This window comes from Devosia sp. SD17-2 (assembly GCF_029201565.1).
Lineage (GTDB): Bacteria > Pseudomonadota > Alphaproteobacteria > Rhizobiales > Devosiaceae > Devosia.
The window spans coordinates 2054768-2068117 of the sequence record NZ_CP104002.1; the positions used below are offsets into that span (position 1 = coordinate 2054768).

The 13350-nt window shown below is 61.5% G+C and carries 11 protein-coding genes and 1 tRNA gene; 11 read left to right on the forward strand and 1 reads right to left on the reverse strand.

Annotated features, from left to right (window positions below; genetic code table 11):
- Positions 1 to 3: 3 nt before the first annotated feature.
- The gene (locus NYQ88_RS10155) at positions 4 to 1245 is read right to left on the reverse strand and encodes an ROK family transcriptional regulator (protein WP_275654787.1); all 1242 of its coding nucleotides are present in this window, start codon (positions 1243 to 1245) and stop codon (positions 4 to 6) included.
- A 257-nt stretch (positions 1246 to 1502) separates the two neighbouring features.
- On the opposite strand from NYQ88_RS10155, the gene xylF reads away from it, so the two are divergent.
- From xylF to NYQ88_RS10210, 11 genes are all read left to right on the forward strand, one after another.
- On the forward strand, positions 1503 to 2498 hold the full coding sequence (gene xylF / locus NYQ88_RS10160) for a D-xylose ABC transporter substrate-binding protein (RefSeq protein WP_275654893.1): 996 nt from the start codon (positions 1503 to 1505) through the stop codon (positions 2496 to 2498).
- 128 nt (positions 2499 to 2626) lie between these two features.
- Positions 2627 to 3928, forward strand: a complete 1302-nt coding sequence (locus tag NYQ88_RS10165) for a sugar ABC transporter permease (RefSeq protein WP_275654894.1) — start codon at positions 2627 to 2629, stop codon at positions 3926 to 3928.
- An 11-nt stretch (positions 3929 to 3939) separates the two neighbouring features.
- Complete coding sequence (locus NYQ88_RS10170) at positions 3940 to 4719, forward strand: ATP-binding cassette domain-containing protein (RefSeq protein WP_275654788.1); 780 nt, start codon at positions 3940 to 3942, stop codon at positions 4717 to 4719.
- A gap of 52 nt (positions 4720 to 4771) precedes the next feature.
- Entirely contained in the window at positions 4772 to 5398 is a 627-nt protein-coding gene (locus NYQ88_RS10175; RefSeq protein WP_275654789.1) for a DUF1345 domain-containing protein, read from the forward strand.
- Between the two features lie 127 nt (positions 5399 to 5525).
- Positions 5526 to 5720, forward strand: a complete 195-nt coding sequence (locus NYQ88_RS10180; RefSeq protein WP_275654790.1) for a hypothetical protein — start codon at positions 5526 to 5528, stop codon at positions 5718 to 5720.
- 94 nt (positions 5721 to 5814) lie between these two features.
- Entirely contained in the window at positions 5815 to 6942 is a 1128-nt protein-coding gene (locus tag NYQ88_RS10185; protein WP_275654791.1) for an S-(hydroxymethyl)glutathione dehydrogenase/class III alcohol dehydrogenase, read from the forward strand.
- Between the two features lie 123 nt (positions 6943 to 7065).
- Positions 7066 to 7139, forward strand: a tRNA-Cys gene (locus tag NYQ88_RS10190).
- 201 nt (positions 7140 to 7340) lie between these two features.
- Positions 7341 to 7991, forward strand: coding sequence for a protein-L-isoaspartate O-methyltransferase (locus tag NYQ88_RS10195; protein WP_275654792.1), 651 nt, complete (start codon positions 7341 to 7343; stop codon positions 7989 to 7991).
- Between the two features lie 118 nt (positions 7992 to 8109).
- Entirely contained in the window at positions 8110 to 9489 is a 1380-nt protein-coding gene (locus NYQ88_RS10200; protein ID WP_275654793.1) for a TolC family outer membrane protein, read from the forward strand.
- A gap of 185 nt (positions 9490 to 9674) precedes the next feature.
- Positions 9675 to 10445 carry a DUF2497 domain-containing protein gene (locus tag NYQ88_RS10205; protein WP_275654794.1) on the forward strand — a complete coding sequence of 257 codons (771 nt, stop codon included), beginning with the start codon at positions 9675 to 9677 and terminating at the stop codon, positions 10443 to 10445.
- Positions 10446 to 10581: 136 nt separating this feature from the next.
- Complete coding sequence (locus NYQ88_RS10210) at positions 10582 to 13332, forward strand: valine--tRNA ligase (protein WP_275654795.1); 2751 nt, start codon at positions 10582 to 10584, stop codon at positions 13330 to 13332.
- Positions 13333 to 13350 lie beyond the last annotated feature (18 nt).

Consider the following 13350-nt stretch of genomic DNA (forward strand, 5'->3'; position numbering starts at 1 on the left):
CGGTCAGGGCGGGGTGCCGAGACGGTCGCTGCCGGGCAGGGCGGCGAAGTCGGTCTGGTCGATGTCGCGCAGGGTCTTCATGAGCAGCCCGCGGAAGATGGGCTCCTTCTCGTCGCGGTAGCCAACGATGCGGGGCGCGCCGTTGATCTTGCAGACGAGCGAGGCATTGAGTGCCAGCGTCATCTCGGGTCGCATGAGCTCGAGGGCGCGCGCACCCGGGCCGACGATGAGAATGTCAGACGGGTCGTAGAGCGCCAGCATACGGCTCAGGCCGTAGCCGATGGCGCGGCCGGCCAGATTGAAGGCGTGGGTGGCGGCGCGATCGCCTGCCTCGGCGCGCTGCATCAACGCGTCGTACTGGGCCGCCGGAACCGAAGCGGCCGGTTGCGTGCTTTCGGGCACGGAATAGGCATTGCGGAGGACACCGTAATCGGCCGCATAGGCCTCGATGCAACCCTTCATGCCGCACCGGCAGAGCGCGCCATTGGGGGCGTGGTTCATGTGGCCGAATTCGGTCGCGCCTTCATCGCCGCGCCCCATGATCTGCCCGCGAAAGGTCATGCCCATGGCGACGGTGGAACCGATGAACACGGTGGCGACGCTTTCGGCGTGGAGGTCCGGGTCGAGCCAGCGCACGCCCTCGGCCAGCAACCGGCCCCGTTTGTGGAGGGTTACGGGTAGACCCAGGTCCTCGGACAATTGCCCGGCAAAGGGGGCTCCGGCGAGATGGGGAATTGGTGACCAGCGGAGGCCACGGGCATCGCGCTCGAGAATGCCCTGAACCGAAATGGCCACGCGGCGAAGGGCGGTGCTGGCGGTGGGATTGCGGCCCATGAGATGGGCCATGCGCTCGGCACAGAAGAGGTCGGGTGGGGTTTCTGCAAAGGTCGTCGGGGTTATCGGGCTCTCGATACGGTCGACAAGAACACCGCCGTAATCGACCAGCGACAGGCGGACGCGGTTGACGTCGATCTCGAACAGGGCCGCATAAGCAGTGGTGCGACGGAAGTGGATATTGGTAGGGGGACGACCTCGGGCCCTGCCGTCCGGCCGCTCGCCGGGCAGTTCCTCGACGAGGCCCTGAACCAGCAGGTCGGCCATGATTGCGGTGATGCTGGCGTGGCTGAGCCCGGTGAGACTGGCGAGGGCGGTCCGCGACTGAGGCCCCTGTCGGCGCAGACCGTCAAGGACCAGTCCCCGGTTTTGACGCCGGACGCTGTCGCTATCGCTGACGGTTCGCGTCACACCTTACTCTCCTGCCAGCGTCCTTAGTCACAAAGCTTGCCACACTGCGCAAACTTGGCGTGTGCCAGGGTCCCAAAATCACGTTGACATGTTACGCGGCGGCGTGCGAGGTCTTTTTTCGAGCATTGAAATTAATGCTCAAGCGAGGCCGGCTTGCCCTGGAGGGGGTGGAGTGCGGTCATGCGAGGTGGGCAGCGACCTGCCCTTGGGAGGACAACATGAACAAGTTTTTGGCGGTCTTGCTAGCCACGACCGTAATGACCGGCGCCGTTGTTGCGCAGGATGAAATCGTCATTGGCGTTTCCTGGAATAACTTCCAGGAAGAACGCTGGAAAACCGATGAGGCCGCCATCAAGGGCGTGCTCGACGCGGCCGGCGCCAAGTATATCTCCGCCGACGCACAGTCGTCTGCTTCCAAGCAGCTGACCGACATCGAAAGCCTGATCAGCCAGGGCGCTGACGCCATCATTGTCCTCGCGCAGGATAGTGAAGCAGTCGGCCCTGCCGTGGCGGCCGCTGTTGCAGAAGGCATTCCGGTGGTCGGCTATGACCGCCTCATCGAGAACCCGGATGCGTTCTACCTGACCTTCGACAACAAGGAAGTCGGGCGTCTGCAGGCGGCTGGTGTCGCTGCCGTCGTTTCCGAAGGCAATTTTGTCTTCATCAAGGGCAATTCGGCTGACCCCAATGCGGACTTCCTCTTCGAAGGCCAGATGGAAGTGCTGCAGGCCGGCATCGATTCCGGCAAGATCAAGAATGTTGGCGAAGCCTATACAGACAACTGGAACCCGGAAGTCGCCCAGGCGAACATGGAACAGTTCCTGACCGCCAATAACAACGAAGTCGACGCTGTCGTTGCGTCCAATGACGGTACAGCTGGTGGCGCCATTGCGGCGCTCGCCGCACAGGGGCTCGCCGGCTCGGTTCCGGTCTCGGGCCAGGACGGCGACCATGCTGCGCTCAACCGCATCGCGCTCGGCACGCAGACCGTGTCGGTCTGGAAGGACGCTCGCGAACTCGGCAAAAAGGCCGCTGAAGTGGCTCTCGAGCTCGCCGGCGGCAAGGCCCTTGGCGAAGTGACCGGCGTCGTGCCGTTCGCTGGTGGGCCGAAGGGCGTTGAAATGAACGCTTTCTTCATCGCTCCGGTGGCCGTGACCAAGGACAATCTCAACGTCGTTATCGACGCCGGCTGGGTGTCCAAGGATGTGGTCTGCCAGGGCGTTGCTGCTGGCTCGGTGGCCGCCTGTAACTAAGGCCGAAACCATATAGACTGGTTCAAAAGTGCCGCGGCGTTCGCGCTGCGGCACTTCTGTAGCCGGATCGCGCCTCGACACTGCCGGGGCGGCTTCTACGGGAGACTTTGATGGCCGAGCAGCACGCCATGACACCCCCCGCGCATCCGAGCAGCTTTGCGCAACGTCCACTTCAGCGTTTTCTGATTGCCACGGAAGTCGATACTCGTCTTCTCGGCATGATCGGCGCGCTCGCGATCATCTGGATCGGCTTCAACATATTCTCTGGCGGCCTGTTCCTCACGCCGCGCAACCTCTGGAACCTGTCGGTACAGACGGCGTCTGTTGCCGTGATGGTCACCGGGATGGTGCTGGTCATCGTCACGCGCAATATCGACCTGTCGGTCGGCTCGATCCTCGGGCTCGTCGGCATGGTGATGGGGGTGATGCAGACGCAGATCCTGCCGGTGCAGCTGGGCCTTGGGCTCGGGCATCCGATGATCTGGATCCTGTCGCTGGCCAGTGGCCTCGCGGTCGGCATGGGCATCGGCGCGCTGCAGGGCAGCATTATCGCCTATCTCAAGGTACCGGCCTTCATCGTTACGCTGGGCGGGTATCTCGTGTGGCGCGGCGCGGCCTGGTGGGTGACCATGGGGCGCACGGTGGCGCCTATGGATTCGACCTTTCAACTGATGGGTGGCGGCCCGGCCGGCGCCATCGGGGCGACCTGGAGCTGGGCAGTGGCGGCAATTGCCTGTGCGGCGATCGTGCTCGGCCTCTATCTCGGGCGTCGCCAGCGGCAGCGCTTCAATTTTCCGCAGCGTCCGCTCTGGGCCGAGATTGCCCTGGCGGTGATCGGCTGCGGCGCGACCACCGGTGCAGTCTGGGTTGCCAATTCCTATCCCTGGCCGGTCCGTATCGCTGAGAACTATGCGACGGCCCAGGGCATTCCAGTGCCCGAAGGTGGCCTCTTTATCGCCCATGGCATCGCCACCCCCGTGTTGATCGCCCTTGGCGTTGGCGTGGTCATGGCATTCCTGACCTCGCGGACCCGCTTTGGCCGCTATGTCTATGCGATGGGCGGCAATCCCGAGGCGGCTGAACTGGCCGGTATCAATACGCGCTGGGTGACGGTCAAGATCTTCATGATCATGGGCGCGCTCTGCGCCATCGCGGCGGCAATCTCGAGCGCCCGCCTCAATGCAGCAACCAATGCACTGGGCACGCTGGACGAGCTTTATGTGATCGCGGCAGCCGTTATCGGCGGGACGTCACTTGCGGGCGGCGTGGGCACGATCGCAGGGGCGCTGCTCGGGGCGCTGGTGATGCAGTCGCTGCAGTCCGGCATGGTGCTGATGGGGATGGACAGTCCCCTGCAGTCGATTGTCGTTGGTATCGTTTTGGTGTTCGCGGTGTGGCTCGACACGCTCTACCGCCGAAACAAGCACTAGGGAGTCCGTAGATGTTGGACACCAATACCCCGCTTGTCGAAATGACGGATATTTCGATCGCCTTTGGCGGGATCAAGGCTGTGGACCATGCGTCGATCAGCCTGCACAGGGGCGAAGTCGTGGGCCTGCTTGGCCATAACGGCGCGGGCAAGTCGACCCTTATCAAGATCCTCTCCGGCGCCTATCGCCGTGACGCCGGCGAAATCCGGATCAATGGCGAAGCTGCGACGATCAACAATCCGCGCGATGCCAAGGCCTATGGGATCGAGACGATCTACCAGCAGCTCGCCGTGGCCGACAATGTCGACGCAGCCGCAAACCTGTTCCTCGGTCGCGAGATCACGACGGCGCTTGGCACGCTGGATGACGCGGCCATGGAGTCCCGGGCCCGCGAAGTCATGGGGCGGCTCAACCCGAATTTCCGCCGGTTCAAGGAGCCGGTTAAGGCGCTGTCCGGCGGGCAGCGGCAGTCGGTGGCCATTGCCAGGGCCATCCTGTTCAACGCGCGCATCCTGATCATGGATGAGCCGACGGCCGCGCTGGGGCCGCAGGAAACGGCGCAGGTGGGCGAGCTGATCAAGCAACTCAAATCCGATGGCATCGGCATCTTCCTCATCAGCCACGATATCCACGACGTCTTCGACCTCGCGGATCGGGTCGTGGTGATGAAGAACGGGTTGGTCGTCGGGTCAGCGCGCACGTCGGACGTCACCAAGGACGAGGTGCTGGGCATGATCATCATGGGCAAGGTGCCGGCGGCAGCGGTGCCGGGTCCGGGCGCCATCGTCTGACTGGTCAGCCCAGAGAGCAGGGACTATCCTCCCGAGCGGGGGGATAGTTTCCGTGCTGAGATCATCGCGCCATAGCTCATTCTATCTCGCGGCTGCGGCCGGCGTCATCGCCGCCCTGGCGACGGCGCTGGTCACGCCGACGCAGGCGTTGCTCTGGGGGTCGAACAGCTTCTTCGCGGTCTATCTCGTGCTCAGCATCGTTCGCTTTGCGCGGGCAAACGCACCCTTCCTGCAACGGCACGCCGAGAGCGAGGATGCTCCGGCGTGGATATTGTTCGTGGTGACGCTGGCTGTGGTTGGCGCATCGCTGGTGTCGCTGTTCCTGCTGGTGGCTGGAGAGGGTCCCGGGTCGCTGCAGTCCATCGCCACAATGGTCTCTGTTCCCCTCGGCTGGCTGACTGTCCATGCTATGGCCGCGCATCACTATGCCTATGAATATTATTCAGGCGCGTCGCATCACGAGGAACAAAAGGGCGGCCTCCAGTTTCCACTGAAGGGGCAGCCGGATGGACTGGCATTCTTGTACTTTGCCTATGTGATCGGCATGACCGCCCAGGTTGCGGATGTGGCAGTGACCTCGCGGCGCATGCAGCAGCTGGTGCTCCTGCACGGCATATTTTCGTTCTTTTTCAACACGGTCATCGTCGCGGCGACGGTGAATGTGGTCGTGTCGCTTTAGCGGGGCGAGGTTTCCCTCCGTGAAGATCAGCCGACTAAGTAACTGCTGCGAAACGATATCCCTGAGCGCCGACTAGCTCCGTTCGCTGGATAGCTCTATGCAGGGCCGATCTTTTTGGGAGGCACACATGAGCGACATTCTTCACCCCTTGAGCAAGCTGGTTTCTGAAGGCTGGGAGATCATTTCGTCTTCGTCGCCGCTCGATACTCTTGGCCAGCCGATCCATTCGGTCCTGTTGCGGCGAGACGGGGAACACAAGTTTCTGACGGTGCGCAAGAAGCTGATCGGCAAGCAGCCGGAAGTCCACGAATTCGACGTTTGATCGGATTGAGCGGGGGGCGGGCAGATTGCCGGTTGCACTTGCCGCAGGCTATGCCACCCTCAGACCAATCGAATCTAAGCCTTGGAGAATGCCAATGAAAACCCGCGCCGCAGTTGCGTTCCAGGCCGGAAAGCCGCTCGAAATCGTCGAGGTTGATCTCGAAGGCCCCAAGGTCGGCGAAGTTCTGATCGAGATCAAGGCCACCGGTCTCTGCCACACCGACGATTTTACCCTGTCTGGCGCCGACCCCGAAGGCATCTTCCCGGCTATTCTCGGCCATGAAGGCGCCGGCGTCGTGGTCGATGTCGGCCCCGGTGTGACTTCGGTGAAAAAGGGCGATCACGTCATCCCGCTCTACACGCCCGAATGCCGTGAGTGCTATTCCTGCCGTTCCGGCAAGACCAATCTCTGCACCTCGATCCGCGCGACGCAGGGGCAGGGGCTCATGCCCGATGGCACTTCGCGCTTCTCGTTCGAAGGCAAGCCGATTTATCACTACATGGGCTGCTCGACCTTTTCGAACTACACCGTGCTGCCGGAAATCGCTGTCGCCAAGATCGACGCCTCGGCTGCCTTCGACAAGGTCTGCTACGTCGGTTGCGGCGTGACGACCGGTATCGGCGCAGTGATCAACACGGCAAAGGTGGAGATCGGCGCGACCGCAGTGGTGTTCGGCCTCGGCGGCATTGGCCTCAACGTGATCCAGGGCCTGCGTCTGGCCGGCGCGGACATGATCATCGGGGTTGATATCAACAACGACAAGAAGGCCTGGGGCGAGCGCTTCGGCATGACGCATTTCGTCAATCCGAAGGAGATCGAGGGCGACGTCGTTCCCTATCTCGTCAATCTGACCAAGCGTCGTGGCGACCTGATCGGTGGCGCGGACTACACGTTCGATTGCACCGGCAACACCACCGTCATGCGCCAGGCGCTTGAAGCCAGCCATCGCGGCTGGGGCAAGTCCGTGGTGATCGGCGTGGCCGGAGCGGGCAAGGAAATCTCGACGCGTCCATTCCAGCTGGTCACCGGCCGGACCTGGATGGGCACGGCCTTCGGCGGCGCCAAGGGCCGCACCGATGTTCCAAAGATCGTCGACTGGTACCTCGACGGCAAGATCGAGATCGACCCGATGATCACCCACACGCTGCGTCTCGAAGACATCAACAAGGGCTTCGAGATGATGCATTCGGGCGAGAGCATCCGAAGCGTCGTCGTCTACTAAGGTTTTTTGCCGCCTTTCCGGACGGCTTCCAGCCCCCGGCCGAGCATTTTGCACACGCGCGTTGGTCGCGTGTGCATCTCCATCTTGACTTCGGAAGAGAAACTCCCGAAAAGCCCGGACAGAGGCCACGTGGCGGAGTGGTTACGCAGCGGATTGCAAATCCGTGTACTCCGGTTCAATTCCGGACGTGGCCTCCATCGATCTCCTCGCCAAGCCTGCGGTCAGATCACCTTCCGTTACATTGTCGTGGTTCCCCGGACCGTTTTGACGTGGCCTTTTGGCCGCGTGACCTCGGGTTTCCGGGCTGGCGTTGGCCGGCTGGTGGCTCTGATGACTTGCACGTCGTCTCGGCGAGCGATATTCACGGCCATCATATGAACACGAGCCGGGGTGTGGTCTTGACCGACTTCAACGTCGAACGCACAGCCATGGTGGACAGCCAGTTGCGCACAAATGGCGTGCTGGATGTGCGCGTCTTGTCAGCGTTCCTGCGCGTGCCACGGGAGAATTTTGTTCCCGATGCACGCCGGGCCGTCGCCTATATCGACAGCATCCAGCCCCTCGGTGTGGCCGGTCGGAGCATGGGCTCGCCCGCGACACTCGGCCGAATGCTGCAGCTTGCGGAAGTTCAGGCCAGTGATTCGGTGCTCGATATCGGGACCGGGCTCGGTTACAGCGCCGCCATTCTGTCGCTGGTGGCCAAAAATGTTGTGGCCATCGAACCCGATGCTGGGCTCGCAGCCGCGGCAACCCGCAATCTGTCGGAACTGGGTTTCGGCAATGTTGGTGTAATCGAGAGCGAAGATGCTCTTCCCGAGCAGGCGAGGTTCGATGTCATCCATATCGGATGGAGCGTGCCTGAGGTGCCGAAGGTCTTGCTGGATCGACTTAATCCGGGTGGGCGTCTGGTTGCGGTGATCGGATCCGGGCGAATTGGCGTCACTAGTCTTTATGTCAGTGCGGAGGGCGGCGTGACGGCACGTGCAGAGTTTGACGCACATCTGCCCTTTCAGCCAAATCGCCCATTGATTCAGGATTTCGTATTCTAGTAGGCGTAAGAATGTTGCTTGGCGGCCACGCCGCCGGGTGAACGAGGCGTAAATCGAGTGTATGTGTTGTCCACGCGGGTTGTTAACAGTACCACGTGGGCATAAGGGTGAAGTGTTAATGGCCGGGGTGGTGACGTTGCAGAATATGATCAAGTCGAGCTTGATAGCCATGATGTTGGCCGCTGCGTCTGTCGGTGCGGCGCAGGCGCAATCCATCACTCAGGCTTTGACCGCCGCTTATGACCATGCGCCCGACCTGCAGTCGGCGCTTCTCTCGGCAAAATCATCGGCTGAAGGCATCGCCCAAGCACAGTCGCGCAAGCTGCCAACAATCGGTGCGTCGATTGCCGGAAATCAGCAGTTTAGCCTGATCGGCGGTAACTGGAATACACCCAGCTCGATCACAACGGGCATCAGCTACAACCAGACCATTTTTGACAATTACCGGACCGAAGCGCAGATCGAAGCCGCCCGTGCCGCTGCCGAGGTCGCAGAATACCAGATCCGCAACACCGAGCAGAATGTGCTGCTTTCGGTGGTGCAGGCCTATATGTCCGTCCTGACCGACCGCCAGCTGGTGGCACTGCGGGAGGAGAACATTCAGTTCTTCCAGGCGCAGCTGCAGTCCGCGCGAGATCGTCTGGAAGTGGGCGAGGGCACGCGTATCGACGTGGCACAGGCAGAGGCACGCCTCGCCCAGGGGCAGGCGTCCTATCGCGCCTCCGTCAGCAGCCTTGAAGTCAGCCAGGCGACCTTCCAGCGCTATGTCGGCGCCCGTCCGCAGAATCTCTCGCCAGGACACAATTACGCAAAGCTGATCCCCGCCGGTCTTGAGACCGCGATTGCCGAGGCCGAAGTCGGTCATCCTGCAATCCTTATGTCCAAGGCGGCTATTCGGGCCGCTCAGGCCGGTTCCGACGCGGCTGAGGCCGCTTTCGGTCCGACGGCCACGATCAATGGGCAGGTCGGGTCGCGGTGGAGTGGGACTTCGGGGCTTATGTCCCAAGACGGGCTGAGCGGTCAGGTTGGCTTCCAGGTCACTGTGCCGCTTTATGCCGGTGGTGCTCTGGGCTCGAGCGTCCGCAAGGCCAATCTCGACCAGGTGAAAACTGAAGTCGACGCCATGGCAGCCTATGATCGCGTCCGCGAGGCCGTGATCACTGCATGGGCTGGCATCCAGAGTGCGGAAGCACAGATTCAGGCGGCCCAGGCTGCCGTTGCTGCCGGTTCGACCGTTCTCGAAGGCGTTGTTCAGGAGCGCGACCTCGGTACGCGCACCACGCTCGACGTGCTGAATTCCCAGGCAGAATTGACCAGCGCTCGTGAAGGCCTGATCAACGCGTCCACAAATAAAGTCATCGCGACTTTTTCGCTCCTGTCTGCAATGGGTCGCCTGACGGCCAGTGATCTCGGCCTGCCGGTCGTGGTCAAGTCGGCCGTCAACTACACCCAGACTGTCGATGATGTCTGGCAGGAATTGCGCACTGTTGCGGATTAGTCTGAAGGCACACCTCGTTATTGTATGGCCGGGCTCAGTCCCGGCCATTATTTTTTGGGGATGTTCGTCCCTTGCTCGAGTGAGCGATTCCTAACGGCGCCTTAACGAGTTAAGCTGTTCGTAACGAATCGGTCGGCCTGGATGCGGGTCCTGGCCTTCGCTTTGCGGATACGTAAGAGGCACAAATGAACAAGCCGGCCCCCAAAGAACCGTCAATGGACGAAATTCTGTCGTCCATCCGTCAGATTATTGCGGACGACGACGAGGCGCCGGCGCCCCGTCGCCCGTCACTGCACACTGCCATTGATCCGATGGAAGCCACGCCAGTGCCGCTCGCCGAGGATGAGCCCCTGGCGCTCTCTGCCGAGCAGATCGTTTCTGAAGCAGAGCCTGTGTCCAGCTTTGGTTTCGAGGCTCTCCTGGCCGATGCCGAGCGGGAAGCAGCCGCGCCAGAACTGGTTGTGGCCGATGACGTCAGCTTTATCGCGGACATCGATGATGCCGTGGAAGCTGAATTGCCCACATTCAATCCCGCGCCTGAAACCATTGTCGAGCCCGAAACTGTGGCCGACGAGGAGCCTGTTGTTGCCATGTTGCATGCCGTAAAGTCCGACACAGATCTGGAAAATGCCTTCGCTCCAGAGGCGTTTGACACCGGTCTTTCCTCCATCTCCGAGGCTGCGCCGCTTCCGGATGCAACGCTGAGCGCCGAAATCGCCGAAGGCCTGCTCGAGCCGGCGACCAAGGCTGCGGTCCGTAGCTCGATCGGCAAGCTCAATGCTGCCGGTATCGGCGTCGTGCCATCGCCTGCGCTTGGTAATGGCAGCGCGACCATCGAGTCGATGATCCGCGACATGCTGCGCCCCATGCTCAAGGAATGGCTGGATGAAAACCTGCCGTCCGTCGTTGAGCGGATGGTGGAGAAGGAAATTTCGCGCGTTTCTCGCGGCGAATAGTCTTCTGGCCGGCGGGAAGGGGATTTCCTTCCTCCGGCGCAGTTGACCCTGCGCTCCGCTTTTGATTGAAGTCTGATACCCATTTTTCGGCCCGCCATGTCTCACCTGGCGGGTCAATGCTGTTGTGAGTGATCCGATGCTTGAAAAGACTTACGAGCCCGCAGCGGTCGAGAGCCGCATCTACGAGGCCTGGCTCGAGGCCAAGGCCTTCGCAGCGGGCGCTGGGGCAAAGCCAGGCGCCGAGACCTTCACCATCGTTATTCCGCCGCCCAATGTCACGGGCTCGCTGCATATCGGCCACGCCCTCAACAATACGGTGCAGGACATCCTCGTCCGCTTCAACCGCATGTTGAAGAAGGACGTGCTCTGGCAGCCGGGCACGGACCACGCCGGCATTGCCACGCAGATGATCGTCGAGCGCCAGCTTGCCGAAAAACAGCTCGACCGTCGCAGCATGGGCCGCGACAAGTTCATCGAGCGCGTCTGGGAGTGGAAGGGCGAGAGCGGCGGCACAATCATGAATCAATTGAAGCGCTTGGGCGCTTCGGCTGATTTTTCGCGCGAGCGGTTCACCATGGGCGCCAATGGCGCGCCGGACGACCAGATGGTCCGCGCCGTCACCAAGGTGTTCGTTGAACTGCACAAGCGCGACCTCATCTATCGCGCCAAGCGCCTGGTGAACTGGCACCCGGGTCTTGAGACCGCGATCTCGGACCTTGAGGTGGAGAATATCGAGGTCAAGGGCCACATGTGGCACCTGCGTTATCCGTTGGCGGATGGCGTGACCTATCAGTTCCCGATCAAGGACGAAGAGGGCAATGTCACGGGCGAGGAAACTCGCGACTACATCATCGTCGCGACGACGCGCCCGGAAACCATGCTGGGCGACGTTGCTGTCGCCGTGCATCCGGAAGACGAGCGTTATCAGGGGCTTATCGGCAAGTTTGTGGATCTGCCGCTGGTGGGTCGCCGCATTCCCGTGATTGCCGACGAATATGCCGATCCGGCGCTCGGTACCGGCGCGGTCAAGATCACGCCTGCGCATGATTTCAACGACTTCGAGGTTGGTGCACGTGCCGGCATCGAGCCCATAAACGTGTTCACCACGCGCGGCGCCATCGTCGATGAAGAGTTCGTACCCGCCAAGTACCGCGGCCTCGACCGCTTCGAGGCGCGCAAGGCGATCATCGCCGATCTGACTGCCATTGCTGAAGAAAATCCGATCCGCGGCCTCGATCACATCGAGGACAAGAAGATCATGGTGCCGCATGACGAGAAGTCCAAGCTCGTCGTCATCGAGCCGTTCCTGACCGACCAGTGGTGGGTGAAGGCCGATGTTCTGGCGCAGCCGGCGCTGGCTTCAGTGCGCGAAGGCCGCACAAAATTCGTGCCGCAGCAGTACGAAAACACCTATTTCGCCTGGCTCGAAAACATCAAGCCGTGGTGCATTTCGCGCCAGCTATGGTGGGGTCACCAGATCCCGGCCTGGTATGGCCCGGACAATGAAGCCTTTGTGGCGTATGACGAAACTGAAGCCACGGCACTGGCTGAGAAGCACTATGGCAAGCCGGTCGAGCTGACCCGCGACCCCGACGTGCTCGACACCTGGTTCTCTTCGGCATTATGGCCGTTCTCGACCCTCGGTTGGCCGGATGAGACGCCGGAGCTGGCGCGCTATTACCCGACCAGCGTGTTGGTCACGGGCTTTGACATCATCTTCTTCTGGGTTGCCCGCATGATGATGATGGGTCTGGAATTCCTCGACAAGGAGCCGTTCCACACCGTCTACATGCACGCTCTCGTCCGCGACGAGAAGGGCCAAAAGATGAGCAAAACCAAGGGGAACGTGATCGATCCTCTCAAGCTCGTCGACGAATACGGTGCTGACGCGACCCGATTTACGCTGGCCGCCATGGCCGCGCAGGGCCGTGACCTCAAGCTGGCGATCAGCCGCGTTGAGGGCTACCGCAATTTCGTGACCAAGATCTGGAACGCGGCCCGCTTCCTCGAAATGAACGAAGCGCGGCGCGTTGAGGGCTATGACCCCAAGGCCAACACGCTGGCGCTCAATCGCTGGATCGTCGGCTCGACCGTTCGCGCGATGGCTTCTGTGCGCCAAGGCATTGAAGATTATAAGTTTAATGAGGCTGCCAACTCGGCCTATGACTTTGTCTGGGGCACGTTCTGCGACTGGTTCGTGGAGTTCGCCAAGCCGGTGTTCAATGGCGAAGACGAGGCTGCGAAGGCCGAGACGCGGGCGACTGCAGCCTGGGCGCTCGACCAGATCCTCATCATGCTGCACCCGATGATGCCCTTCGTTACCGAAGAGCTTTGGGCGGAGACCGGCAAGTTTGGTCCGGCACGTGATAACCTTCTGATCCTGACAGAATGGCCGGAATTCCAAGGACTTGAGGACGTTGCGGCAGATGCCGAGCTGGCATGGCTGATCGAGGTGATCTCCAATGTCCGTTCGGTGCGTGCGGAAATGAATGTTCCGGCGAGCGCCAAGCTGCAGCTGGTGGTGACCGGGGCTGGTGAGGAAACGCTTCGCCGTCTCGTCGGTGGCACCTCACTGATCACCCGCCTGGCGCGTCTCGAAGAGATCACGCCGCAGTCCGAAGTGCCTGGTGAATCTGCACAATTTGTCGTCGGCGATGCCAATTTCGCTCTGCCGCTGGCCGGCGTTATCGATCTCACGGTCGAGAAGGCGCGCCTGCAGAAGGATGTTGGCAAGCTCGACGCCGAGATAGCCCAGATCGACAAGAAGCTGGGGAATGAGCAGTTTGTTGCCAAGGCGCCTGAAGAGGTGATCGAGGAACAGAAGGCTCGTCGCGAAGCGGCAATTGACCGTCGCGACCGCATCAAGGCGGCGCTTGTGCTGCTCTGATCGTATCAATCAATGAGC

Bases quoted from the DNA above. Each gene is read 5' to 3' on its own strand.
- NYQ88_RS10165 (WP_275654894.1), top strand. From the start codon at position 2,627: ATGACACCCCCCGCGCATCCGAGCAGCTTTGCGCAACGTCCACTTCAG.
- NYQ88_RS10210 (WP_275654795.1), top strand. From the start codon at position 10,582: ATGCTTGAAAAGACTTACGAGCCCGCAGCGGTCGAGAGCCGCATCTAC.
- NYQ88_RS10205 (WP_275654794.1), top strand. From the start codon at position 9,675: ATGAACAAGCCGGCCCCCAAAGAACCGTCAATGGACGAAATTCTGTCG.
- NYQ88_RS10170 (WP_275654788.1), top strand. From the start codon at position 3,940: ATGTTGGACACCAATACCCCGCTTGTCGAAATGACGGATATTTCGATC.
- xylF (WP_275654893.1), top strand. From the start codon at position 1,503: ATGACCGGCGCCGTTGTTGCGCAGGATGAAATCGTCATTGGCGTTTCC.
- NYQ88_RS10185 (WP_275654791.1), top strand. From the start codon at position 5,815: ATGAAAACCCGCGCCGCAGTTGCGTTCCAGGCCGGAAAGCCGCTCGAA.
- NYQ88_RS10200 (WP_275654793.1), top strand. From the start codon at position 8,110: ATGGCCGGGGTGGTGACGTTGCAGAATATGATCAAGTCGAGCTTGATA.
- NYQ88_RS10180 (WP_275654790.1), top strand. From the start codon at position 5,526: ATGAGCGACATTCTTCACCCCTTGAGCAAGCTGGTTTCTGAAGGCTGG.